This window comes from Koromonas soli, from assembly GCF_059726265.1.
Genome location: NZ_AP040872.1, coordinates 2,740,369 through 2,766,844 on the forward strand (window position 1 = coordinate 2,740,369; position 26,476 = coordinate 2,766,844).

At 53.5% G+C, this 26,476-nt stretch carries 15 protein-coding genes and 1 tRNA gene; 13 read left to right on the forward strand and 3 right to left on the reverse strand.

Going from position 1 to position 26,476, the window contains the following annotated elements:
• The first annotated feature begins 22 nt into the window (after nucleotides 1–22).
• The 13 genes from AC6IY8_RS12065 (at nucleotide 23) to AC6IY8_RS12125 (ending at nucleotide 20,843) form a co-directional block, all read left to right on the forward strand.
• The gene (locus AC6IY8_RS12065) at nucleotides 23–697 is read left to right on the forward strand and encodes a 1-(5-phosphoribosyl)-5-[(5-phosphoribosylamino)methylideneamino]imidazole-4-carboxamide isomerase (protein WP_497774736.1); all 675 of its coding nucleotides are present in this window, start codon (nucleotides 23–25) and stop codon (nucleotides 695–697) included.
• Between the two features lie 175 nt (nucleotides 698–872).
• Entirely contained in the window at nucleotides 873–3,344 is a 2,472-nt protein-coding gene (locus tag AC6IY8_RS12070; RefSeq protein WP_497774737.1) for a 2-oxoglutarate dehydrogenase E1 component, read from the forward strand.
• A 631-nt stretch (nucleotides 3,345–3,975) separates the two neighbouring features.
• Nucleotides 3,976–4,566, forward strand: a complete 591-nt coding sequence (locus AC6IY8_RS12075) for a helix-turn-helix domain-containing protein (RefSeq protein ID WP_497774738.1) — start codon at nucleotides 3,976–3,978, stop codon at nucleotides 4,564–4,566.
• Nucleotides 4,567–4,717: 151 nt separating this feature from the next.
• Nucleotides 4,718–4,793, forward strand: a tRNA-Ile gene (locus AC6IY8_RS12080).
• Between the two features lie 650 nt (nucleotides 4,794–5,443).
• Nucleotides 5,444–6,154 (forward strand): site-specific integrase, encoded by a 711-nt coding sequence (locus AC6IY8_RS12085; RefSeq protein ID WP_497774739.1) that lies wholly within the window; start codon nucleotides 5,444–5,446, stop codon nucleotides 6,152–6,154.
• Between the two features lie 639 nt (nucleotides 6,155–6,793).
• Entirely contained in the window at nucleotides 6,794–8,560 is a 1,767-nt protein-coding gene (locus AC6IY8_RS12090; RefSeq protein ID WP_497774740.1) for a hypothetical protein, read from the forward strand.
• Nucleotides 8,561–9,141: 581 nt separating this feature from the next.
• Nucleotides 9,142–11,958, forward strand: coding sequence for an AAA domain-containing protein (locus AC6IY8_RS12095; RefSeq protein ID WP_497774741.1), 2,817 nt, complete (start codon nucleotides 9,142–9,144; stop codon nucleotides 11,956–11,958).
• A 421-nt stretch (nucleotides 11,959–12,379) separates the two neighbouring features.
• The gene (locus AC6IY8_RS12100; RefSeq protein WP_497774742.1) at nucleotides 12,380–13,201 is read left to right on the forward strand and encodes a hypothetical protein; all 822 of its coding nucleotides are present in this window, start codon (nucleotides 12,380–12,382) and stop codon (nucleotides 13,199–13,201) included.
• A 1,885-nt stretch (nucleotides 13,202–15,086) separates the two neighbouring features.
• Entirely contained in the window at nucleotides 15,087–15,293 is a 207-nt protein-coding gene (locus AC6IY8_RS12105) for a ParA family protein (RefSeq protein WP_497774743.1), read from the forward strand.
• Nucleotides 15,290–15,955 carry a ParA family protein gene (locus tag AC6IY8_RS12110; protein WP_497774744.1) on the forward strand — a complete coding sequence of 222 codons (666 nt, stop codon included), beginning with the start codon at nucleotides 15,290–15,292 and terminating at the stop codon, nucleotides 15,953–15,955. The genes AC6IY8_RS12105 and AC6IY8_RS12110 overlap by 4 nt, the downstream gene beginning before the upstream one ends.
• Before the next feature lie 10 nt (nucleotides 15,956–15,965).
• Nucleotides 15,966–17,549 carry a hypothetical protein gene (locus AC6IY8_RS12115; RefSeq protein ID WP_497774745.1) on the forward strand — a complete coding sequence of 528 codons (1,584 nt, stop codon included), beginning with the start codon at nucleotides 15,966–15,968 and terminating at the stop codon, nucleotides 17,547–17,549.
• A 486-nt stretch (nucleotides 17,550–18,035) separates the two neighbouring features.
• Nucleotides 18,036–18,551, forward strand: a complete 516-nt coding sequence (locus tag AC6IY8_RS12120) for a plasmid mobilization protein (RefSeq protein WP_497774746.1) — start codon at nucleotides 18,036–18,038, stop codon at nucleotides 18,549–18,551.
• Complete coding sequence (locus AC6IY8_RS12125; RefSeq protein ID WP_497774747.1) at nucleotides 18,552–20,843, forward strand: relaxase/mobilization nuclease domain-containing protein; 2,292 nt, start codon at nucleotides 18,552–18,554, stop codon at nucleotides 20,841–20,843.
• A 152-nt stretch (nucleotides 20,844–20,995) separates the two neighbouring features.
• Here the strand turns inward: AC6IY8_RS12125 and AC6IY8_RS12130 are convergent, their stop codons facing one another.
• From AC6IY8_RS12130 to AC6IY8_RS12140, 3 genes are read right to left on the reverse strand one after another with little or no spacing between them, the layout of a single operon-like run.
• Nucleotides 20,996–22,198, reverse strand: coding sequence for a phosphorylase family protein (locus AC6IY8_RS12130; RefSeq protein WP_497774748.1), 1,203 nt, complete (start codon nucleotides 22,196–22,198; stop codon nucleotides 20,996–20,998).
• Nucleotides 22,195–22,662 (reverse strand): response regulator, encoded by a 468-nt coding sequence (locus tag AC6IY8_RS12135; RefSeq protein WP_497774749.1) that lies wholly within the window; start codon nucleotides 22,660–22,662, stop codon nucleotides 22,195–22,197. The genes AC6IY8_RS12130 and AC6IY8_RS12135 overlap by 4 nt, the downstream gene beginning before the upstream one ends.
• 13 nt (nucleotides 22,663–22,675) lie before the next feature.
• Nucleotides 22,676–25,990, reverse strand: coding sequence for a hypothetical protein (locus tag AC6IY8_RS12140; protein ID WP_497774750.1), 3,315 nt, complete (start codon nucleotides 25,988–25,990; stop codon nucleotides 22,676–22,678).
• Nucleotides 25,991–26,476: the final 486 nt, after the last annotated feature.

A 26,476-nucleotide genomic window follows, 5' to 3' on the forward strand; every position in this document is an offset into this window, starting at 1 on the left:
TCAGCGAAAGACAAGGTACGAGATGCTAATTCCCTCGATTGATCTGATGGGCGGCAAGGTCGTCCAGCTTGTGCAGGGCGACCGCAAGGCGCTCGAGTTCGACGATCTTCAATACTGGATCGACCGCTTTCTTCCCTACCCCATGGTGCAGCTTATCGATCTGGATGCTGCGATGGGAAAGGGCGAGAACACCGCGCTCATTCACGAAATTTGCGAGCATCTTCCGGTACAGGTAGGCGGCGGAATCCGCTCGGTCGAAGCCGCGTCGAAGATGTTGCAGGCTGGGGCCAAGAAGGTGATCATCGGCTCGGCCCTGTTGAAGAATGGCGCTGTCGATCTTGAGATGGCACGGTCGCTGGCGCACTATGCGGCTCCTGCTCGCCTGCTGTTCGCTGTCGATTCGCGCGGAGGTAAGGTGGCCATCAAGGGATGGAAGGAAGGCACGTCACTCACGCCTGCTGCGATGATGCGAGAGACGGAGGAATACTGCTCCGGGTACCTCTACACCCATATCGATACGGAAGGCACGATGACCGGCTTCCCCATGCAGGTGGTGCCGGAGCTGAAAGATGCGACTCGTCGCAAGTTGATTGTCGCCGGCGGCATCAAATCTATGGACGAGGTCGATCAGCTCGACGCGCAAGGAGTGGACTCGGTGGTGGGAATGGCCGTGTACACAGGCGCGCTCAAGGCGTGATACGGCTCAGCGAGTTAGCGAAAATTCCGCAATCGCGCGCCTGAGCTGGAGAATCCAATGTTGTAGTCCGCGGCGATAGCGGCTGATTGGTGGCTTTTGATACCCTTTTCGGTTGGGATAACGCCGCTTTCCGCGTCAGCAAAGTCCCGAAGCTTCAATTCGGGCCAGGAGCAATGTGTCACAAGCTCACGTTATAGAAGTCAGCCCTGAAAACCAATCCCGAGAACATGTTTTTGACCTTTTCCGCCGCTGGGGATACCTGCAGGCGGATCTCGATCCGCTCGGCCATTTTTCCCGTCTCGATTATTCCGAACTGAAGGTGAGCGGGCCGGAGGCCGACCGCGCGCGCCAAATCTATTGCGGCACGGTTGGAGCCGAGTTCATGCACATCCCCGACCCGGAGCGCCGCCAGTGGATCATCGACCGCCTTGAAGGGCCGCAGCCCGAAGTGGATCAGCAAGCCATCCTGAAGCATCTGGTCGAGGCCGACATCTTCGAGCAGATGCTGCAGACGCTCTACATCGGAACCAAGCGCTTCTCCATCGAGGGCAACACAGCTCTGATGCCGATGATGGAGGAGATCCTGTCACAGGCAGCCACGCACGGAGCCGAAGAATGCGTAATCGCCATGAGCCATCGCGGACGATTAGCCGCGGTGTGCAACACCGTAGGGCGAGCTCCGAGCGATATCTACGGCGGCTTTGAAGACGTGGACCCGCGCTCGACCTTGGGCGGCGGCGATGTGAAGTATCACCAGGGCGCCACGGGATATCGCGAGTTCAACGGCCAACGAATGCGCATTCACTTGGTCAGCAACCCGAGCCATCTCGAGGCTGTCGATCCGGTCGCGCTAGGACGCGTGCGCGCCAAGCAGACTCGACGCGGTGCAAAGGGAAAGAGTCAAACAGTGCCCATTATCATGCACGGCGACTCGGCCTTTGCGGGACAGGGCATTTGGGCCGAGACGCTGAACATGAGCTATCTGCAGGCTTACGACGTGGGCGGCAGCATCAATATCATCGTCAATAACTTGGTCGGTTTTACGACGAATCCCAGCGACTACGCCAGCGGACGCTTTGCCAGCGATCTTGCCAAGCGCCTGCCGATTCCAATCTTCCACGTCAACGCGGAAGATCCCGATGCAGTGGTGCGCATTGGCCGCCTCGCGCTGGAGTATCGCTATCAGTTCGGATCGGATGTGGTAATTGACCTGATCGGTTATCGTCGTCACGGCCACTCCGAAATCGACGACCCAACAATCACGCAGCCAATCGTTTACGCCAAGATCAAGTCTCACCCGCCGCTCTACCAGATTTACGCCAAGCGTTTAGGGGTGGATGTGACGGCACAGGTTGAGGCCTCAAAAGCCCGCTACCAGCAAGCCAAGCAGGAAGCAAAAGGCCTGACGAAAAAGCCGGTTCTTTACAAGCTTCCCGATTATTGGAATGGCTTCGTCGGACGCAAGTGGCATCCTGAGGTTGAGGTGGACACTGGCGTTGCGCAGGAGGAGATCACTCGCCTGGGAATGAAGCTCTGCGAGTATCCTGAGGGCTTCCACATTCATCCAAAGGTCGCTGCCCTGCTGAAACAGCGGCAGGAGATGGCCACGGGCAAGCGTCCCATTGACTACGGTATGGCCGAAGCATTGGCCTTTGCAAGCCTGGTCACCAGCAGCGTTCCGGTGCGCATGAGTGGACAGGACACGCGGCGCGGCACGTTCAACCATCGCCACTCGGTGCTGATCGATACCGCGGACGAGAGCGAGTACATGCCGTTGCAGCACATGGCCGACAACCAGGCATTCATCGAGATCTACAACTCGGAGCTGTCAGAGGCCGCAGTGCTTGGCTTCGAATACGGATTCAGCCGCGATTATCCCGAGGCACTCACGCTGTGGGAAGCGCAGTTTGGAGATTTCGCCAACGGTGCGCAGATCGTGATCGACCAGTTCATCAGCGCAGGCGAGGAGAAATGGGGATTACTCTCAGGACTCGTGCTCCTGCTGCCCCATGGCTACGAAGGCCAGGGGCCGGAGCACTCGAGCGCGCGCATCGAGCGCTATCTCCAGCTTTGCGCGCGCGACAATATGCAGGTGTGCCAGCCTTCGTCAGCGGCGCAATTCTTCCACCTGCTCAGGAGGCAGGCGCTGCGCAAATGGCGTAAACCGCTCGTCTGCTTCACGCCGAAAAGCATGCTGCGTCATCCTGACGCGGCCAGCGATCTTGCTGCACTAGCGGCACCGCGCTTCCAGACCGTGGTTCCGGACATCCACGTCGATCCGGAAGAAGTCACCCGCGTGCTGCTGTGCACGGGCAAGATTGGACACGATCTGGAGGGCGAGCGCAAACGCCTGAACAACACCAACACGGCTATCCTGTTCCTTGATCAGCTCTATCCTTTCCCGGAACAAGACCTGGCGAACGCGCTTGCACCCTACAAGAACGCGCATGAACTGGTTTGGGTGCAGGAGGAACCGGCCAACATGGGCGCACTCAGCTTTGTGAAACAGCGGCTGCACCGGATGGCAGGCGACCGGCTGCCGCTTCGATCCATCAAGCGACAGGCCGCAGCCAGCCCCGCAACCGGGTCGGCCAAGGCTCACCAGATGGAACAGAAAACACTTCTCACGCTGGCCTTCACGAGCTAGTTCGCAACCAAGAACGATAAATGCCGCTCACATCGAGCGGCATTTCTTTGCTTGCGCCACGAAGATCAGGGATTCGTGGCATCCGGCGATTGCTCTGTGCTCTGCATGATAGGCGTGGAAGGTTCAAGTCGCTGCATTCGCCACTTTGTCTCCGGCGTCAGAAGAGGTGGCTTCAACGTACCAGCTCGGAAAGAGCAGCGTTCGCCGCCTAGAGACTGCGAATCCGCAGTGATCAGGCAGAAACGTCCGCTCTGTTTTGCGAAGGGAATCGGAAGCCGTGGGACTCTGTTGGAGCCTTGCCATCGCATGTGCAGATTCGCGGAATGCGCCGGTCCGTTCAGCTCCGCACCGGGCGTTGGCCTTTCCGGAACTCCCATTTGCCCGACGCAAGCGACTGCCCAACCACAGCAGAATAGCAAGACAGCCAAACGAGGTTTCATAGTTGCCTTCCGCGCGGATTCTATCGCTGCGATTCGGGTTAGGGGTATTGTTTTCCGCTATTCCCGATTCTCATTCGACATTGAGTTTCAGGTTGGAGCAAGTGAACCTGATTTGAAACTCGAGAAATTTTCTTTTACTCTACGTTCACATTGACGAACGACAGCATCCTAGAACGGCGAGAGGGTGAGCGATGGTGAACGACACAATTACCCAAGGATTGCGGCCTTACCTGATTGGCGAGAAGATTCGCGCGCTGCGGCTGAAGAAAAGCATGGGACTGGTCGAACTCGGCAAGCATACCAGCCTGTCAGCAGCCTTATTGTCTAAGATCGAGCGCGGCAAACTTATACCCACTCTGCCTACCCTGTTGCGGATTGCCATGGTGTTCAGCGTGGGGCTGGAATTTTTCTTCGATAACAATCGCGATCGCCATCTGGTCGAGGTGATCCGAAAATCCGAGCGCAAGCGGTTCCCTGAGCATCCTGGCTCTGACAACAGTTCCTACTGGTTCGAAAGTCTGGATTTCAAGGCGAGCGAGCGCAAGATCAATTCGTTTTATGCCGACTTCCAACTCATTTCGCCGGAGAAGCTGCGACCTCACCAGCATGCCGGAATCGAAGTTCTCTTCGTCATCGAAGGTAAGCTCAATCTCAAGATTGGCAAGGACGATTACGAGTTAGAGGCAGGCGACGCGATCTACTTCGACAGTTCGATGCCGCACTTCTATCTGAGGCTCAACCAACAAGGCGAATGCAAGGCGCTCGTAGTCACAGCAGCTTGAAGTCGATTAATTTCGATATGCCTGCAAGCCAGACTTGGTGAAACCGTGTGACAAGACGACAGAGCTGAATTTATCGCACAGAGCACGGCAACTCTCACGAGACGTTCTCGGTGAGTTAAACTGAACGTAGTCTGCTGTATGAATTCATCGCGGGCCTGTAGCTCAACGGTCAGAGCAGAGGACTCATAATCCTTTGGTTGTAGGTTCGAATCCTACCAGGCCCACCAAGAACCTCCAATTCGAAGCGCAACATCAAGCAATAAACATGCGCCTCCCGGCACTTTGCTCCAATCTGGTCCGCACGTAAGTACTTCTTCCGCTCTCTTTTCATTGCACGTTCGGTACAAATTCGGTACAGTGCAGCTACAAACCTTGTACCGGAGATCCAATGGCCACGCTCGTCAAAACTCCGTCTGGAACCTGGAAAGCAGTCATTAGGAGGACGGGTTGGCCAACAACTGTCAAGACGTTCCGCGTTAAGCGCGACGCCGAAGACTGGGCTCGAACCTCGGAAGACGAGATGGTCCGGGGCGTGTACATTCAGCGCGCGCCAGCCGAGAAGATGACCGTTGAAGCTGCTCTGAAGCGGTATCTGGCAGAAGTTTCGCCGACCAAGCGCCCTCTATCGCAATCTTCCGACAAACGTCACTCCAAACCGCTCATTGCGCATCTTGGGAAATACTCGCTCGCCGCTCTCACGCCAGAAATAATCGCCGAATATCGCGACATGCGATTAGCAGGAGAGGATCGGAAGGACAAAGGCGGGAAACCGGTTCCGCGAGCGAACAACACGGTGCGGTTGGATCTCGCTCTACTGGGACACCTCTTCACAATCGCCATGAAGGAATGGGGTATCGCCCTTCCTTGGAACCCAGTCTTGAACATTCGCAGACCAGCACCAGGACCTGGCCGAAACCGTCGTTTGCTCGCAGGAGAGCAGAAGGTCTTACTGGACGCAGTCGAGAAGCATTCGAATCCGATGCTTGGCTGGATCGTTCGCATTGCCCTGCTGACCGGGATGCGATCATCAGAGATCGTCACGCTTCAAACATCACAAGTTGACTTAAAGAGGCGTATCGTCACTCTTCTTGAAACCAAGAACACGCTTCCGCGAACTGTTCCCTTGAGCAAGGATGCCGTATCTGTGTTTCGAAAAGCATTGAATCATCCCGCCCGCCCCGAAAACTCCAGACTAATCTTCTATGGCGAGCCCGGAAGAGACGGCAATCGACGCCCTTATAACTTCAACAAGGTGTGGCTGGAGATAAAGCAGAAGAACGGTCTCGCGGATTTTCGATTCCACGACTTGCGCCATGAGGCCGTCAGCCGGTTTGTCGAGGCGGGATTATCCGACCAAGAGGTCTCTGCAATCAGCGGGCACAAGAGCATGCAGATGCCCAAGCGTTATACGCATCTTCGCGCGGAGGATCTCGTGTCGCGCCTGGATGGACTGCGTGCGCAAGGATCGAAGAAACCGCAAGAGCCGAGAAAACAAAGCAAAGCGCGAAAGGACAAAGGACGTGCCAAATCTCGAAAATCACGACGACTACAACACTCCGGCATTTCAGAACCTTCTTGCAGAAGGTGAAACGCATTAGCGGCGGTTTCGCCCGATTGAGACCGAGGAACTCGAATGTTCAGGCAAGTTGGATGAAGTGATGATGCTTCGCAGTCGAGAGCGCTGGGGCGAGTTAAGGTCTTCGCGACGTAGCGGCATGACTCTTCTGGACGCACAGGAGGTGGCTTGCCCATCATATTGGTCCCGGGAGAGGAGGTATACGGGTAAGGTAAACGAGAGATGATGTTCGAGTGCGGAGCGGCCGAACTTAAACACATATGGCAGTATCCGCGCTGCGAGCTTGGCCCTGAAACTTGCCTAAAGATTTCACTGCCTGTGTCCAGCAACTTAGGATATGCTCAAGCCATCCCCCCAATCCAGAAAACAATGGCCACTCCCAACCAGCAAGCAAACATAGCTCCGCATACCTTGACTAGTCTCGCTATTCTTAAGTCCAACTGGGATATAGCAAAGACTGATTACATCCAGAACTTCGTTCCCTTCGTCGCTGACGTTCTGCGGAATTGTGCAGAAGCAGAAATAGATACAGTAGAGGTCCAGAGTTGTGTCGCGAAATGCTTTGGGTTGAAGCTCCCACAAGGAGCAGTACGTACGATACTTCAACGCTGCGTTCGAGCGGGGTACGCAAAGCGAGAGCGACAGAAGTACGTGATTCAAAAAGACGCCATCGATGGCCCCGCGCTCGGCGCAGGTCGGGCGTTGGCATTGAGGCAGCTTGAGACCCTAACCGCAGGGTTCGTGCGATTTGCCGCTGAGCGATTCAAAGTAATCCTGACCGAAGCAGACGCAGAATCTGCCCTTCAGGGGTATGTCAGTGAACAATGTCCCGCAATATTAGCGGCAGCCGTTGATGGTTCGCCGATACCTCCGCCCTCCAAAGACGTTGAAAACTCTGAGGTGTTGGTTGGATCCTTTGTTCAGCACCTCTACATGAAGGATGCACAAGGTTTCGAGTTTTTGGAAACCTTGGTCAAAGGTGTAATGCTTGCGAACGTCCTTATCTACCCAGAAATCGGAAAAGTTACCCGCCATTTCGACGGCCTAGATGTCTATTTCGATACTGGCTTCGTACTTGGTGCGCTGGGACTGGAAGGCAGTATTCGGCAGAAACCATGTACTGAATTGCTGCAATTATTGCGCGAACACAACGCGAACCTCTGTCTTTTCGAGCACACTTTTGACGAAATCGCGGGCGTGCTCGACGCCGCCGCGAAAAACGCTCGCAACGGCAATGGCACACGGAAAGCGACAATTGATTTCTTCGAGCAGATTTCCACTCGTGAATATTCAGCGAGTGATATTGAGCTGTTTATTGCCAAACTGCACAGAGATCTAGACAGACTCCGCATTGAAATCAAGAAGAAGCCTGAGCATGAACTAATGTTCGGCCTCAATGAAAAATTGCTCGATGAAATGATTTCGGCGGAAATCCGCTACACAAATAGACGTGCAAAAGAAAATGATATCGATTCATTGACCTCTATTCACCGCCTTCGCAAAGGACAAACCTTCTCCGAACTGGAAAGCTGCAGAGCAGTATTTGTGACTACGAACTCAAACCTGGTTCGTGCATCGACTCGCTTCTTTAAACAAGAATATGAGCAGACGACGGTGCCTTTAGCACTGCAGGACTACGTGCTCAGTACGGTGGTCTGGTTGAAAGATCCCATAGAAGCTCCAGATCTGCCACGGACCCGACTCATTGCCGACTGCTACGCTGCGCTAAATCCTTCCGATCAACTTTGGAAGACCTATTTGACGGAGATAGAGACTCTTCGGACCCGCACCGACGTAACTCCCGAGGATTACAACCTGTTGCGCTACTCAACCGAAGCTCGGCATGCATTGATGAACATGACTCTGGGAGATCCTGCTCGGTTGAATTCCGATACGATGACCGATATTCTCGCTACCGCAAGGGCCGCAATTCGAGCCGACGTGGAAGGACAGCTCGCTGCTACGAGAATCAAAGTCCGAGCTGCGGAGAGCGAAAAAGCTACCCTACAGGAGTCTCTTGCGGCTGAACATGCCCGAGCAATTGAAGAACAGGTTGCGCATGATTCCGTCATCGAGGAACGTCTGCGACATAGAAGCCAGCAGCTAGAATCAGCACAAATCTACTCAGCCCGTATCGCCAAGACCTGCAAGACTCTCTGGTATATCGCGGCAGTACTCATAACGGTCGCAACCGTGTATGTCGCGGCTCCCTCTCCTCTAGGAATGGCGACTCCTTCCAGTCACTGGGGAAGATATGTTCTATCCGGCCTCATTATTGTAGGTGCAGTTATCTCATTTTCTAGTACGGTGTTCGGTTTCTCCGTAGCTTCTATCGGTCGGAGCATCGAGATACGAGTTGAAAAGTGGTGTTTGAGACAAATTTGCACGAAGCTGCTGAAAATCAACCCGAAGGAATGATGATTCGGAGCCGTGATAACGAATATACAAATGTAGACTGAGCATACGCTAGAAAAGGCATCCTGATGGCACCACGAATGCAAGGAATTGGTGAACAGATCCTTAAGCTTCTCGCGATTACCCCGAACTTGAAGGCTCGACAGATCGCAGCAGAATTGGGGCTCACTAGCAGGGACGTAAATTCAAAACTCTATGGCGAGCTGAAGTCGCTGGTATTTCAGGACCATCAATACAGATGGAATTTGGTTTCGACCGCAAGACCCACCGCGACTCGATCGGAAACTCCTACTCGATCGCAATCAAAGGTCGCTCGCCTTAGCCGGTACTACCTCGACTGTTTGTCGCACGATAGGGACACGGGCGTCAGCGCGTTTGCTGAGAGCAGGTTTGGTGACCCTGATTATGCAGAACTGAGTAGTCTGCCCTTCTTTGAACAAGCGGGCATATCACCGCTTTCCACACAATCGGCACAGCGAATCTCAAATAAAGTTCGCCGCGATCGCAACAAGCTAGTTCTCTACCTCGGATATCCAGTCAGGCTTCGGTTTGTCCGGTCCAATCGCACCGATTGGACTGGCTTCATGGTAGATCCTGTCTTCTTATTCCCTTTCGAATCCGACGGTTCCCGAACTGCGGAACTCCAACTTTCAGACGAGCTTCCAGCTATCAATTTCGAAATCCTGAAGAGGTTGACGAATGTTGGTTCCGGAAGCGTTATCGACGAAGCGATCGCTCTGACTGAGTCGCTAGGTCTGAATAACCCTTCTGAAGACGTTCCAGATCTAGATGAGGTGTTCTATCGTCTGAAGCAGGTTCGAACAGAGTGGGACTGGGCGGAAGAAATTGATCCGTACGCGTTGTCGCAGGGCTCACCGCTTTCGCAGATTACCACTGAGGGTATCTACAATCGGGCAATTCTCATATCCGGGGAGAGATCGCCCTACACGCAAGGTCTCGAAACGGAACTCTCGAAACTCAGCGAATTGGACGAGGGTCGATTCGCTTCCACGGCCCTCGGCGATTGGCTAAAGGGTGACTTCCTCGCCCCTGACAATGTTGTCGAGCACCCGTTGCTAGAAGTTCTGCCACTCAATACGGAGCAGCGTCAGGCCGTAGTCCAGGGACTGTCGAACCGTCTTACCGTCATCACCGGCCCTCCCGGTACCGGGAAGTCGCAGGTTGTAGCCTCCCTTCTCATCAACGCCGCCTGGCAGGGACGAAAGGTGCTGTTCGCCAGCAAGAACCACAAGGCAGTGGATGTTGTCGAAACGCGCGTGAATTCGATCGGCCCCCGCCCGATCGTGCTGCGGTTGGGCACAAAAGAATATCAAGCAGCTTTGTCTGACTACCTGACCGAGCTACTCGGCACAAGTGCATCACCTGACGATGAACCCAAGTATCGCGAGCGCCTCGCCACGAATGAACAACTGAAGCGTGAATTCGACAAATTAACAGCTTCCCAGGCCGAAGTCGTAGATTGCCGAAACCAAGTTGATGCTTTCGAACAGCAGGCAGAGACCGCACGATCGCAACTCGATCTCGCTAAGCTTGCCCTACTTCCACCGGATGCGGCTTCGATCGTGGAATCATTGCGGCGACAGGTCAAGCGGGCAGACAAGAATCAGGGTTCAGCGCTCGATCGGCTCCTTTGGCCCATGTTGCGCTCCAAGAGATTCGCGTCGGTAATGGACGCGGCCGAAAGAGCACGCCCGACTACATCAGCGCTTGGCGTTGCCAGTCTCGACGCACCGCACAACGATTCCACGGCCGCCGACTGGCAGGGTTACGTTGCACAGCTCGAACAGAAACTCACGCTGGCGCAAGAATTTAACGCCTACCTTAAAGCACTCCAAAGGCTGCAAGAGTGCCAATCGCTGGAGGAGATTGCGAAGAGGAAGACACAGCTTGCGAGCGAAATGGCGGAGAACTCAATGGAGCTCTGGACTCTGTGGCTTGCCTTACAGCCTGGAAGGATCACGGCGTCTCAGCGAAGGCTCCTCGGAGAATACGCATCGTTGCTGAGACTCATTTCTGCTCCAAACCAAGGCGCAGCCGCCGCTCAGGTCTTCCGCCGTTATTACGAAGTTCTGTCGCAAGTAGCAGACACACTCTCCTGTTGGGCAATCACATCTCTATCCACGCGCGGCAGAGTGCCATTCGAACCTGGATTCTTCGATCTCGTCGTGATCGATGAGGCTAGCCAGTGCGATGTAGCTTCCGCTTTGCCACTACTGTACCGCGCAAAGCGCGCCGTCATTATCGGCGATCCGAAACAGTTAAAGCACATCAGCAGCCTCCCAACATCGCAAGATCAACAGTTGCTAGCCAAGCATGATTTGATCGGAACAGATGCAGGCTGGAGCTATTCATCAGCGTCGCTGTTTGACCGAGCGCAGACGCTGTGCCACTCCGAAGACGTGATCAGTCTTCGAGACCACCATCGGTCGCATGCAGCAATTATCGCCTTCTCGAATGAGGAATTTTACAAAGACAAGCTTCGTGTGGCCACACGATATGAAAGTCTCGTACCTGTTCCCAACGAGCCCGCGCTCCAATGGATCGACATACGTGGGCAAGTGATCCGACCAGCAACAGGCGGAGCAGTAAACGAAATAGAAGCCCGTGCGGTCGTATCTGAACTGGAGCGTGTCGTTCTCAGAAACGGCTATCGAGGAACCGTCGGTGTTGTCACACCTTTCGCTGCTCAAGCGAACAGAATCCGCGACATCATCAATGAACACGACGCACTCTCACGAGTGCTTGCGGCTCAAGATTTTTTGGTACACACAGCACATCGGTTCCAAGGGGACGAGCGAGATCTAATCCTATTTTCGCCAACGGTGAGCACCGGGATTTCCGATGGCTCTCTCCACTTTCTCCGCTCCAACGGGTACCTATTCAACGTGGCAATCACGCGTGCTCGAGCATGCCTGAAGGTCATCGGCGATCAGAGCGCAGCGAGGAACTGCGGAGTTGATTACTTGCAAAAGTTTGCAGAACACGTTGGGTCGATCGGACAGCACACTACTGAACCGCAAATTGCAACTTCCGTCGGCGGCGCTGAATATCCGCCGGTTGCAAATCCTGAACAGGTTTCCGACTGGGAGCGGGTTCTGTATCGTGCTCTCTACAACGCGGGTCTTCGGCCCATGCCACAGTACCCCGTTGACCAGTACGTCTTAGACTTTGCGCTTTTAGATGGGAACAATCGTAGGCTCAACATTGAGGTCGATGGAGAGCGCTACCACCGCAACTGGGATGGAGAAATCTGCCGAAGAGATCAGATTCGCAACCAACGGCTCATCGAACTCGGATGGGATGTGATGAGATTCTGGGTTTATCAAGTTCGCGACGATTTGGATGGTTGTGTAAGAAGGGTGAATGCGTGGAAAGACTAGCGTAATGGGTCGTCGTCGCGGACCAGTACCGCCGGGGTGTGACGGATCGTCTGCAGAGGACGAAGGACTAATCACGCGTCAGGACCACCTCTACTTTCATCTAGGTCACAGGTGATCGCCAATGTTTCAACTTGCCTCAGATGGCTCGGTAATGGATAGCGCTGGCAAAATTATCTTCTTCAGCCTTGAAAGGTTCATTACGGAGATCGCAAACGGCGATTCCTGCTTCATATGCGGTGCGCATAGCGGCACTGTTCCGTTCAACGATGAGCACGTTATCCCCGATTGGATATTGAGGCGATTCCGACTACATGGCCGACAAATCGAGATTCCGAATCGAACTGGTTTTCGTTACGGGGAGCTGAAGGTGCCCTGCTGCGTCGCCTGTAACTCTGAGATGGGCGAACGGTTTGAAAAGCCTATGAGTACTCTGCTCTCAGGCGGCTTCGATTCAGTTTCAGAGGAACTGAAACGTCATGGACCTTGGATGCTGTTCTGCTGGATGGCGCTTGTTTTCCTCAAGACTCACCTGAAGGACAAGTATCTCGATTACCATCGGGACCGGCGCAAAGGCACAATGAAGATCGGTGAACTGCATTCATGGGATGAACTGCATCACCTGCATTGTGTCGTCCGGTCATACTACTCAGGCGCCAACGTTAACAAGGAGGTCCTTGGAACTATCGCAGTACTGCCAGCAAAGGTGAGACCGCATTTCGAGGGATTCGACTTCATCGACTTGTCTCTCGCTCAGACGATGCTTCTCGTCATCGATGACGTTGCGATCGTAACGGTGTTTAACGATGCACAAGCGGCGATGAGCATTGCCTTCGAGAATCTTCGACGCAAGATCGGTGGACCACTGTCTCCTCTACAACTCCGAGAAGTCGCGGCCACTCTCGCGACGATCAACTTGCAACTGGAGCCAAGACCACGTTTCTTTTCACAGATCGACGTGCAATCAGGTACCTACGAGATCGTCGCTGACCGGCCTGATCAGGTTGAGATCAAGTCGTGGGACCAGGATCTTTACGGCCGGATTATGTATGCGCTGACTAAAGACATGCTCAAGTCGAAAGTCGACGAAGAGATTCTCGGTTTTGTAAGGTCGGGCCGATATACGTTCTTAACAACCCCTGATGGAACGTTTGACGCCGACAGCATGGAGTTGGCACCGGATTCACCCCGCGATTCGAACTCAGAACGCGAGGATCCTCCTGCGGTTGAGCAGCAGGAAGAATAATAGCGCGCATTGTTTGTACGGCTGTTTTGTGCCCCGAACTCGAGCTCTGTTCAAAGTCTTGGACAAGTTCGTCGCCGCGCGCTATATTTCTTCCCGTCTCGCCTGTGGCGAAAAGAGATACGATCCACAAATTGAGACGCTAGCGAACAAGAGTCGTTTGCGAGATCGCCCTTGTTGAAGCGCTACCTACGAGTAGGCTGGCCGGAAGGCTGTGGGTGATCATCCGGGGTGGAGAATCGGGAATCCCCGGCAGGCGAGATTGGAAATAACAAGGCCGCGCTTTGCGCGGCTCTTCTTATGTTCGGCTGCCAAACACATGCGCACAGTTCTGCAACGAAGAATTCACTCAGCTCCCAAGCGAAACTCCATGGGAATCGTGTTCAACGCCTTCCATACGGCCTGCCGAGAAATCCCTAATATCCGAGCGATGTCGCCCTTCGTGCTCCCCGATATGAGCAGCCCAAGCATTTCCTTCTTGAGATCCGTTACGTTGCTATCAACGAGGTTTCTGGCAGTATTCCGAATCTGATCATCCTCGCTCGGATCAACACCTAGCCAGGAGGTCAGGTTAAGGAGATACATGACCACCGCGGGCCTCGTAGCAATATTCATCGCATCACAGGTTTTGAAACGGCCCTTCAGCCGCAATGCCTCTGCTTCATACTGTCGCAAATGTCGCCTCGCTCGCAGGTAATCAGCATTCCAAGAACCGTCATGTAGCTTCGGCCTGTGTTGCTCGCAGTACACGCTGCTTAGCAATGCGTTTTCGGTTGCATCCTGTCTGGTCTCGAAATTCGATTGCAAGTACGCAGTCACCTCGGGCGGTCTGCCGCAGAACCTGCAGAATTCCGACAAACGCTTCCGATTCGTAGTGAGTTTCCGTCCAACTGTTTCGCGCGGGATTGTCGCAACCTTCGTAAATACAGCGTTCGTAGGTCGGCGGCGATGATGTGAGCAGAGGAACGCGCTGAGAACGCCGTTCCGGGCATCGGCTGGAACGTTACCACCTTGCCTATAGTGCTCTAGCTCCGTTGGTCGGCCGCACGGCTTGCCACCAACGATATACCGGCACCTAGGGTTTTCAGTTGCAGGAAGGTCCGCAACTCGTTCGAATTGTTCTTTCCAAAACTGTCTGGCACGGCACTCGAAGAGTAATTCACGCACACTCGATACCGTGGCGGCAAACTCATTGAGAGCCCTCTTAACTTCCGGGTCAGAGTTTATCGATTCCAGATCGGCAGGACGGCGACTATTAAACAACGACCGGTGGATGGAGCGCATTTGTCCGTTCAGTTTTGCAAGTTTGCTACTCGGTGAACAGTTTGCAAAAACGATTCCTCGGCACTTGGCGCGCACATGATCAAGCGGCCCGTGTGGTAACTGCCGGATATACGTCTGCCAAGCAGGATCAATTACCTTTCCGAGAAGCCCGTAAGTCGCCGTTAAGGGTGACGTCCGAGAGTGCGGCCTCCATCTGCGACAAAAGACATGGATAGCGTTCGCCACGATCTCAGAACATCCTGGCGTAATCGAAATCTCGACCCTTGCCTCCAGATTCCACTCCTTCCGTCAACCTAGATGACAAATACTTCGGCACCAGCCTAACGCTCAGCCTTCTACTCTGCAAGTGAAAGTTTTCGCAGATTTGCGGAGGTTAGCGGATGACGACGGAAGAAATACTGGTCAAGAAGTTTGGACCCTTGATGACTCTAGCGCAACTTGCAGCTCTCCTGGACAGGTCGCCGGATGGACTGCGAATTACGTTACGAAATGGGAAGGAGTGGACCCAACGAATGAACGCGGCGAAGCTCCGTATGGGCAAACGGATCTACTTCCGAACCTCAGAGATTTCAAAGGTGGTGGGTGGGGATCCCAGGGGGGCCAAGTGACTTTGCGAATCACCGTATCGAATCAACGAGGCGGCGTTGGAAAGACAACCACTGCGACAACGCTCGCTCAAATCCTTGCGGACAGTGGACTGAAGGTCTTGCTGGTAGACACAGATCCTCAGGGTTCAATCGCAAGCGTTATCAGGATGCAGACCGAGAAAACCTCCGGACTGATCGTTCCTTTCAGCGAGGATCGGCAATGACGAGCATTGATGGCCGGACTGCGCCCAGGCTGTATCTCTACAACTACTTGATCGACGGTCTCGCTTTCAAAGACTGCGTCGTTTCGGCTCGTACCAACCTAGATGTTCTCTGTTCAAATCGCCGCACGGCCCAGATCGAGACGATTCTGCTGGGAGAGCGCGAACGCGAGCTACTGCTGCGCAATTTTCTCGCCCCCGTGGAAGATCGATACGATGTTGTCATCATCGATGTAAGTCCGTCGATCAATCTTCTGCAGACATGTGCGATGGTCTACACGCGACGAATTCTCGTTCCAGTCGCCATGGACCCTCTTAGCTTCCAAGGCGCGCGGGCATCAATCGAAACGGCTAACAGCCTCAATCAGCTTCTCAAGACTGACATACGACCCGCAGCAATCTTGCCCGTCATGGTCCACCGCCGCATGGTAATGACCGAGATGGTATTGGAAGGGCTTGAGGATTTGAGCCGCCAAACGGGCATACCTCTGCTACCTGCAATCCGCACCGATGCGAGTGTTTCCAAGGCCGTACGCCAGAAGCAGTTCCTCGGCGAGTACGACAAGAATTGCAAAGCTTTCCAAGACTACACCGCTGCAGCGAACAGGCTGATGTCGGTACTCAAGGATGCCCCCTGTGCTTCACAAACAGCCGCACGCGCGTAGGCGACACAGATTGGAGCCGCTGCGATATGACGAAACGCAGTCGGCTCCGGGTCTCACCGGCCTTGCGGACGTCATCAACTCGTACGTGCAGCCGTCCCACACCGACGGCAAAGACTCTAGGAATTCCGGAACAGATGCCCCTGAGCTTTTACAACTCGATAGCTCTTCCACTGAAGTCGAATCGACACCAGGTGTCGTGGTAACACCTGGCGCGGCTGCGACACCGGATGTCGTATCGACACCGACAGCATCAGGCAGGATAAAAGCTCAACCTATCCGCGAAATGAGACTGGCGCAGGATGGGCACACTCACGCTGAGGAAGTTGTGTACCAGAAGCTCTGGACAGCTATAGCTGACCACAGCGAACCCCTTCGCAAGGGGCGCGTAAAGCCAATAACGCTACTAGAGGAAGGCAGTAATAAGGAGGTTCACAGGGTTAGCGCCAGCTTAAGCGCGGTAGCAAAGGCTGCTGCGTTGACCCGGCATAACGCTGTTCTTTGCATTGAAAGCTTGATTGACAAGCTCTCGATTGAACGAGAGAACCACGGCGACAGCGTAGAGGAGACGCCCGCAATCTTTAGGATTTATTCGTACGTGCAAATCCTAAAACGACGAGCGACTGCGGGACTGACACATGTCATACGTACACGAGGTGCTTCCGTTGTAAATGAAAGAGGTGTCGATCCGCGGCCGCTTGAGAAACGAAACCGTCGCCTACTCGAATTCAAGGACAGAGACCGCGCAAGAAGATTAAGTCGTGCGACAAAAAACGGATCGCAGCCTCAATCGACACCAGGTGCAACTCCGACACCTGCCGCCAGTGTCGTATCGACACCACAACTAGGAACTACCGTCTTAGGAAGTAATAAAGAGATGCTTCCGCCGACGACCGACGGAGCAGCAATCGATGACTTAACAAATGCGAGTCTGAAGAACGCGGCAGACGAGCGTTTAGAAGAACTCGATGCATATCGAATCGATCCGAATGAACGCGAGATCGTTTTTCACACGCTGGCGCAATTTGCGGCTGCCGTGGATCGGGATGCAGTGACCCGGATCATTGTTGAGTGTCGCAGGGCAATGCCGTTGTGTACCGCTGAGGACATTCAGCTTGCGATCGTTGCAAAAGGGCGTCAGATGCAGTTCTCTAGATCCATAGAAAATCCCCTCGGCCTGTTGATTTCAAAAGTGCCCCTTCTCATCGAGAGTGCCTGCCAACGCAGAAGGCGCACCAAGATTCAGGACGATGACGAAGCCGCGAAGCAGCGTCTGTCGGAAAAAGTTCATCGATACCTTGCCTCCCGCGATGATGACAATCCTTGGCACGCGTTCCTCGCCTGGGCCCAAATACATATAAACCCCCACAGCTTCGAAACCTGGCTGAAGCCCACGCGTTTCGCGGCGCTTGAGAACGGCATTCTGTCTGTTTGGGTGCCTGCTGTTGAATTCAAAACCATTGCGACGAAATACGAATCGCATTTAGCACAGGCAAAAGAAGAACTGAGTCTCGATGTTTCCACTTTTAGATTTGTGACGTCAGAGGACCTGTCGCGCGAACTTGCCAACATCGCCGAGGTGGAGGCGATCCGATGAGTTCGACAGGTGCCCTTCACGGTATTACCGCCACGACCTTTGAACAATCAGCAGATGTCGTCGACTTGCGTTACAAACGCTCTGATGCCGCCGCGCACGAGCGTCACACGTTGCAGATATTTTCTGTTTTTCTTCCCTCGTGCGGATTGTTTCGATTATCTGAAATCGAGACGCGGTCCGCATTGGATACGCGATACGTCAGCAAAGTTCAGCCACTTGACTCCGGCTCTGGTGCGGTTCACAGAAGTTCGCACCGAGGTAACCGAGGAAGACGATTAGTCGCTGATTCGCCTACTCGCCTGAGATCTTCGGCCTGCTGCGACAGAACGGCCACAGCGGTCGCCTACCACACTGCTTGTTGGCTAGCAGGAACCCATGCCGTCCGCCTACAGTCGCTACGCTCCTTGCGGTGGTCGGCGGGTTCCCAAGGGCTTTGCCCCTGTAACCCACGCGTACTTAGTAGTGCGCAAAAGGAGACTCAACACCATGTATGACACACCGAATGTTCAAGAACCCGATTTGTCGCAAGCGCGTCAGCATCGAAGAGCACCCCGCGACCACGTTAGCAGCTTTCGATGCAACGCCATCGATCTCGACCTGTGCAAGAGGAAAGCGGCTGCGCAAGGTATGTCACTTTCCGCCTACGCAGTGGCCGCTATGCTGAACCGCCGTGACAGACGGCCCTGCGTGCCCGAGATCAACAAGCGCGCCCACGCGACTCTAGGACGAGGGATTGGCTGCCTCAATCAGATTGCCCTTCAGATCAACAGGATTGCTGCCGACGAAAAGCGCTCCGCAAAAGAGGTGCTCGCCGACATCTTGGGACAGTACGCCGAGGTGTGGATTGAAACCCTGTCGAAGCACCGCGAGGAAATAAAACGCCTACGACTCGCTCTTGTCGGGATCGGTCTCAAGGAACAAGACCGAACCCTGAAGGGATTGAATGAGCGCGTCGAAACAACTGTGGAGAGCACCCAACCGTCGATGCAAGAGGTCCTGTGAATGCCGATCGGAACCGCGCATACGGGTTCGAGCTTTCGCGGTGTTCTTAACTACGCGCTGGGCAAGGACCGTACAACTAGCAATCCGGAGATCATTGGCGGCACGATGTCGGGCGAGACTGCCCGCGAACTGGCGAAGGAATTCGCCTACACGCGGGGCATGCGCCCAGACGTCACCAAGCCGGTACACCACCTCACCTTGAGCGGGTGCCCGTATGAGGTTGTTGGTAACGAGCGATGGATCCAGATAGCTGTTACCCACCTCCAAAATCTCGGCTACAACCTCGATGAAACCCAGTACGTAGTGGTCCGACACCACGACACCGATTCAGACCACTGGTCTAGGCCTGCCGGAAAAAAGCGCGAGATCGTCTACCTTGAGCCAGCAGACAGTGCCGGATGGAAATTTCATGAGGGAAAAGAGCACATACACATCATTGCATCGCGTATTCAGACAAACGAACGTTTGATTCGTAACAGCAATGACCGGTACAGGGTGATGTCTTCGTGCCGAGTTCTAGAGCAGACATTCGGCCTTGAAAAGGGCGCAGTGGAACTGGACGGCCCGAGTGAAAAGAGGCGCAGGGCCGCAGAAATTGGAGACCGCCTTCCAACACCCAGGGAGGTAGTGGCCCTTAAAAAGACGGGGGTGATACCCCTTCGAGTTCAGTTGCAAGCACACATAAAGCAAGCAGCGCAGGGTGAGCCGACCGTTCAACTGTATGTCAAACGACTGGAGGAGATTGGGGTCAGGGTGCATGCAACAGTTGGTGGAGGCAAGTGCACCGGGCTCTCGTACACGTTCGGAGGTCAGCGTTTCAAGGGTCAAGACCTTGGAGAGCGTTTTAAGTGGGCAAAGTTGCAGTCACAGATGGGAGTGAAATATGAGCCGGATCGAGACAGGGAGTTCCTCGAAAGACGAAGCACTGGAAGAAATGTACGAACGAGCGAACAGCACGGCAAAGCGGCAGAGAAGAGCGGTAAACCTGAGCCGACGAATCGCTCAATCTCAACAGCTAAGGAAGAGACTATCAATGGCAGTTACAACCACGGAGGCCCTATGTCAGCAGATCGAGATGGTAGCGGACGACGCAGCAGAAGCTACGAAGGAATGCCAGAACACACTGAAGCTGATGAGCGAAGCAGTCACGAAGCAAGAGAAACAGCTACTTCAAATTCAGCAAAGGATGGAAATGATGATTTCCACGGCCCAGTCAGCGGAACAGTCACTGAAGGCCGCGGTCAACAAAATCGAAGACGCAAAGCATTCGGCCTTCCGACAGATGGTCGAGAACTGGGCAGTCTGGGCAGCGATGGTTTTGATAGCGTTCTCCGCGACTTGGTTCCTGACATGGCGCGAGATCGGACCGATTGCCGCGCAGGTCAATTCGCTCCATCACTGGATGCAGACTTCCCAATCAAATGCGAATCGCAGGCCTCCGACACAGCATTCCAGTCAATAGAGCCGGTCGCTCCAATCCTGCAGTTCGGAGCCGCCGCCGACAAGGATGAACGACCGGAATCCGAATGGAACGTCATGTCAGAAGAGTCGATCGCCGGAATCCAGCGGAAGATAGCGCTGTCTCAACGACTTGCGACAGTGCGCACTTCAGTGAATCGTCGTGGCTTCCGAGAATACTCGATCGGCTCGAAGCTTTCAGTGATTGACAAGGGCAGCGTTGTAGCTGTGATGGACGGTGATGACGATTCGATCATGCTTGCTTTGCAGTTGGCAATCCAGAAATACGGGAACGTGTTAACTGCCAATGGTTCGTCAGAGTGGAAATCAAAGGTCGCAAAGCTCGCAGCACAGAATGGCGTGATTGTGCGCTTCGCGGACAGAGACATGGAGCAGATCCAATATGAGGAAAAGCTTAGAACTCATCCGGAATCGCAGATCGCACAGCACATGAGTGAGTTGCGGCAATCGCTGCAGCACGATGCAGGTTCTACTTTGAGGTTCCTCAACCGACGCGCAGCGGAGTCGTTTCTGGACGGCGTTTACGGATCCGGCAGAGGACGCGGCTTGATCGCGGACATGCATCACGGTCTCGGCTTGAATGAAACCCGGGTCGTAAACATAAGAAAAATAATGAAAATGGAAGTGATCCGGAAAGCCGATGATAGCTACATTTATCGTTTGATAAGCAACAAAGGGCGGGATCAGCAGGTGTTGAACGCTCTGTCGCAAGCAGAAAAGCTAGCGACAATCAAGGCCGAACGAGCAATGACTACGCCAGTACGGGTAAGCTCCAACTCGCGATGTAGAGCCAAGGAGGGAGTCACACGATAGATCGCGGGCTCGCAGTGTACTCTCGACATTCTCCGACCAGGACCGAATTGTACGAGTTCACGAAGAGCGCTACGGCGCTCTTCGCTTGCAAGCGGAATACTGCGTCTTTGGAGTGACCGATGGCTGATATAGATAATGCCGGAAGCGACACGCTACTGTTCCATCAAGGTTCTAAGCAGATTTGCGCTCACATAAGCGGCATATGCGTGATGTGAATCATTCTTCTGTCCGTCAGCGAAATCAACAATGCCCTTAATCACGAAAGGGATCGGCCGCGGCCTGGGAGATTCATCTGCCACCGCGAAGATTGCATATGCTTCCATATCAATGCCGATCACCTTTCGCTGCTGTGATTGAATGAACAACGAATGGGTATCGTCAGCCAGAACGCTCGCCCCTGAAGCCATTGGAGCAATGTGAAGTCGTAACAGCGTCCCAACTGGTTCGCCGGGCCACTCACTCCTTATGATGTCTAGAGCAGCGGCGTTTTGCGACAGAGCCTTAATCTTCGTCCTTATGAACGCATCCAAGGAGAGCTGCTCTGGCGCCGGCTCGAATGAAGGCATCCCGTCTGAAGTCTTGAATTTGCCACTTCCCCAATCCCAGCATGGATCCGCAGCTACAGCGTCACCCAAGGAACATTTGCCTTTGATTCCCGCCGCGATTCCAACCATAGCGAGATACTTCGGACGGAATCGATGAACCATCTTCATCGCTAGAGTTGCCGCGTATGGCATTCCCATCTTGGTGGCTGAGGCGGCCACTACCCTCTTTGTATCTTCACCGGCATTGAAGCGACCTTCCCAGTATTCCGCGGAATCTTGGCAACACTGTGATTTCTTCCAGTCCCAAGGAAGGCGCAGCACAGCTTTCAGTTCTGGGTCGTGCAGAGCAGTCACAACACACAGTTCGGCTTCATGCTCTGGTATCGCGGTTTTGTGAGCAGCTTCCGTTAGATACTGAATCTTCGCTCTCAACTGTTCTGCCCATGCTTCAGATGAGCGATCAAAGTGAACTAGAGTCCAGAGTTGATTCGAGAATTCTTGGCCCGCTTCCTGCGCCAAGTTATCGTAGGCAGTGAGTCCGACTATTTCTCGCGGCTTGATGTAGCGGTTGCCTCTCCCGATTGCTTTCAAAAGCTCCAGGCCACCTTTTGGATTTGGGTGTGATTCAGCGTTTTGAGGTAAGGCAACATCAAGTATCAGCAGATCGTACTGGGTTTCGAGCAACGCACGCTTCGCCTGCGCTGCGTTTTGGGCCGTATCGATCTGCAGCACGACTCCTTCAGCCTTCATCAACGCAGATGCGACCAGTTGAATCTTGTTTGCGTCGTCGTCCACCACTAGGATTCTCATTCCGATCGCTCCTGCTCCAAGTTCACAATTGCTTGCTGCAACTGCCGCTTCCACGCATCTACGGCACTGTTGTAATAGATCGTCTGCACACACAGACCTTCAAATCTCTGTGCGAGTGAGGCCCGCAACGTCTCAAGATCTAATCGTTCGTCTCCGTTGCCGAAGCTTTCAAATTGCGTTAGCACTATAACGGGCGTTCGCACATTCCGGCGCTTCATCTTCCTCAGGAATTCCTGTCCGCCTAAAGGATGAATAATGCCGCCGTCTTCATCAGTGTCTTGATCGAAATTTGGAAGCGTCATGTCGAGTATCACGAGATCTGCAACCCGCTTGAATACGGCGGCAAGTCCAGAATGCAGAGAATGTGCTATTTCAGTCTCTGTTTGGGGGAACGTCTCATTGAGGAAAGCCAAAATTTGAGAACATTTGTTCTCATCATCTTCGACAACGAGGACAGTCTTCATGGATCACACTCCCTTAGGTAACGATCGTGAACGGTAAGTCAAGTCTGACGCTAAAGCGATCGCCTACGACACCAAAATCCAGCTTCGAATCTTTTCCCGGATTGTCCGTTCTTATAATGTTCCAGAGTTTGACTAGGCCAGTCCCGCCCTCTGACCTAACTACATGTTGGTACCTTCCGCTCGCAATAATTTCTCGGATTTTCGCGAGTCGCGGCTCCGGATCTTCGATCATGTGGAAGTCGCTTACAACCTCTATCAGCATGTGTGCTCCTTGTTCGCTGATCGTCAAGTCGACCCTCGGCTGATACGACATCCCGCAGTGTTTCTGAATGTTCTCGAATATAATAAAGAACACATCCGAGAACCGACGTAGCTCAAGAATTTGTGTCGATACGGAGATGTTGCGAGATATATCGGGATCGAAGTTTGGGTGCAGTCGACGAATCTGTTGCAAGCTGATTTCAGCGATTTCGTCCATCGTGAACAGTTCTGTAGAGGCGGACTTTGGCGGATGAAACCAGGACTGCAGGCTAGCTAGCGCCTGATTCAACCGCGTCTGTGAGTGACGGACTGCACTGATCACTTCATCTACTGAATCAGTAAATTGACGAAGCGCTTCGATTTCTGAAACAAGTTTCCCGGTCACACTCATCAGGTCAGTCCGCAGTTCCGAATCTATGATCTCCCTGACATTAGAGAGTGAATGTTCTAGGTTGGCCCAGAACACATCAATGCATCCGTTAACGAACAGTGGGAATGCCGAGTCTGAGCGAATCTCTGCGGACACCTGAAGAAGGTCAAGGTTAAAGATGTTGTAGGTGAACAGCCCTTCTGATTTATCAGAAGTCTTGATTTGCAGTCTTCTATCCGCAAAGCTCTTCACGATCTTGTCAAAGCTCTCAGAGAACCGCTTAAGACTTTGGTCAAGTTGCTCAGCCACCCAGGGTTCTAGCGGAAGCCGCGTCATCCAGAACTGGTTTGACTGGTATTGGTTGTTGCCCTCTGCGCGCTGCGTAATGATATGCCCCTCTTCTAACGGTGCCCTAAGTTGTCCTGAGAGGGCACCGTGTCGCGTACGCAAGCTGAGATAAGAATCCAGGCCATAGAACGAATTGGTATAGCTTTCGTATAGAAAGCTGTCGATCATTTCCGTCAACAGGGTTACCGTTTCATCGCTAGCCATGTCCGGTAATGTGACTTTATCGTCAGCATTGACCGTTGCGTGCACAGTCGATGGTTTCACACCTGCAAATCGGAGCGCCTGCAATCGGGCGAACCCCTCCTTCAGGTTCTTCTCCGCCCACCTTCGGAGCGGATTGAGATCGATAGCGAATTTGCTTCTCTCAACATCTCGCAGCCCCTCACTAACAATTTGCTTTCGAGTAATCTCACGTAGTTCCGATTCGTATGCCGCGGCATTTTCCAAATCGATACCACGCAGCAGTTTACAAACTTCGATACGCTCAGATTCAAGACTCTTGGAGGTTTCGAAGTATGCCGAAGAAGACATCACCTCGGGGACACAGACGTAACGGAGAAAATAGATGATGTATCTTCGTCGATCCGCGGCGAAGTGTTCTAGATTGAGTTGGGAAGGTCTCTCGACACCCTGCACGGATAAAAAGTCTTCGTATGCGTCGTTTCGAATAAACGGGCGATCATCGCCAAAGTAGCGTAAATACAGGTCATAAACGATCGCCAAGAACAGTGGATCACCTGTAGTCTCTGCAATCTCGTCTTCGTCTAGCATCTCAACCGCCCGTGAGATCGGCAACATTATCAGCATTTGCGGATCTTCGAGGTAACCTTTGGCGATTGAGAAGAGTGCGTCCTCGATCTTCGATTCATCTAGCTGGAAATGAATTTTGCGCCGGATGACTTGGCGGGCCAAGCGCCTGAACTCCGCTGCAACAGGTAAGGAGCCGTCGGACAGTGCAGAGCGGTCCTCCGGGTCCATCATTCGCCACCTTAGGTCGCAGGGTGCAACGTTCGAACCTCGCTTAGCAGACTCGCCCAACTTGTAGCCGAGCCGGTGAAGAGCCAGGGTGAACGCACGCCGAGATGCATCTGGGATAATTGGCAAGACGAGCGGGTTCAGTTCTCCAGTTGACAAGAAATAACGCCTTCTAAGTGAGTCGTTGAAGTACCACTTCTCGGACGCGAGTTCCATCATCGTCGGTCTAATCGAGTCGGCAAAACGGAACGGCACGTAACATTCGGCGATGCGCAAAAGTTCATACAGATCGTCCTCATATCCTTCCGCTTTCGTCGCGACGTTGAACACTAAGGAAAGAATAGCCTGCCGGGGTGTGGGTGATTCAAAGACGGGAGGCTTATCGGAATCGCAGCGGGCCAGTGCTTCGACTATGGTGCTACCAATGTCGCTTGTGTTCGTCACATCACCTTCTATCGATTCGATTGCGCCGTGAGGGTTTAAGGAATCCAGTTGGAATTGAGCCTGGACAAAGAGCGACGGTGACACAGAATCCGGCAACGGTTTTATCCCAAAAAGAACTCGCAAGTGCTCCAGACGTGGGTCGTCTATACACGTAGAAAGGAGCTCTAGGGCCGCTGTCCCTTCCTGTGAATCTGCCGAGGTTGCCAGAGCGAGCAAAAGCGTTTCGTATTGATCGACTAAAGATGAGTTTTCGTCGTGACGAATGACAGCGGACAGCACGTCGCGGTCAGCAGATAGGTCCCGAAACAGCCGAAATCGCAGGTACTCTCGCAGGGGTTCATCAGCATCCGTGTGGACAATCGCCGATTCCACTCTGTGCTTGAAGAGTATTTGATTCGTAGCGCTTTCGTTCTTCTGGCTAAGGTAATGCGCGGTGAACTGCACAATTCCAGAACGTGCAACCTTTCTCACTTGAGCCAGGTATGACTTCTGAGGCTCAAGACCCTTCCAATGTTGCAAAAACGCAAGCTTTGTTTCGAGTAGGAAGAACGAGACGCCATATCCCATCTCGATTTGGTTGAGGAGACGTTCAGCCGAGACTTCCTCACCGTCGAGCCACGCTTGTTCCAGTGCGTCCTTCAGTTGAACAAACGCGTTGATGCGTGCTGCAGATAAGGCAACTCTGGTCGCAACCCATAGAAACTCCAGACCCAAGGGGATAGGATCCAAAGCAACCGACTGGGGCATCAGATAATCGTAGGAGCTTGGGAACGCGGGATTTAGTGGCCGTAACGACCCTTTACCAGCTAGACTTGGCAGCCAAGTAAATAGTTGGCGGTAGCTTTTCGGTGAAATCTCGTCTCGTAAGTGCGACAGTACAGCATGCGGATTTCGAGCTCCCCTAAGTACGTTCTTGAGGTTGTTGGACACGTTGGGCCTCCAGCAAAGCGCAATCAGCTCTTGCCGAAGGTGGGGGGTAGACCCGTGGCCAGAGAGGATCTAAAGCTGCAACAAAGTGAGTTGAACCATAATAGTACGAAGCTCGATTCGTAACGAGATGCAATATGAAAATTCAGATCTGCGATCCCGTGCGTTACACGTTGAGGGTTGATGCCCGACTTTGGAAGCTGAATTTGCTGCGTTATTGTCGAGAGATTCGGCATGAATGCCGAAGTGGTCTACCGAGCGACTCTTGTTAAGATTGGCCGCCGCTAGTAGTAACCGGTACTTTCACGGTACAGCAGTCAGTTCTGTCCAGCTTGTTAAAAGTACGCTAAATTACATTTCATCAGTTACTTACGGTTTCGCCACATTTCGGAGCATTTCGCTGCATTATCAATGGTTTACAGTATTCGTAGAAAACTCATAATCCTTTGGTTGTAGGTTCGAATCCTACCAGGCCCACCAATCCTTCAT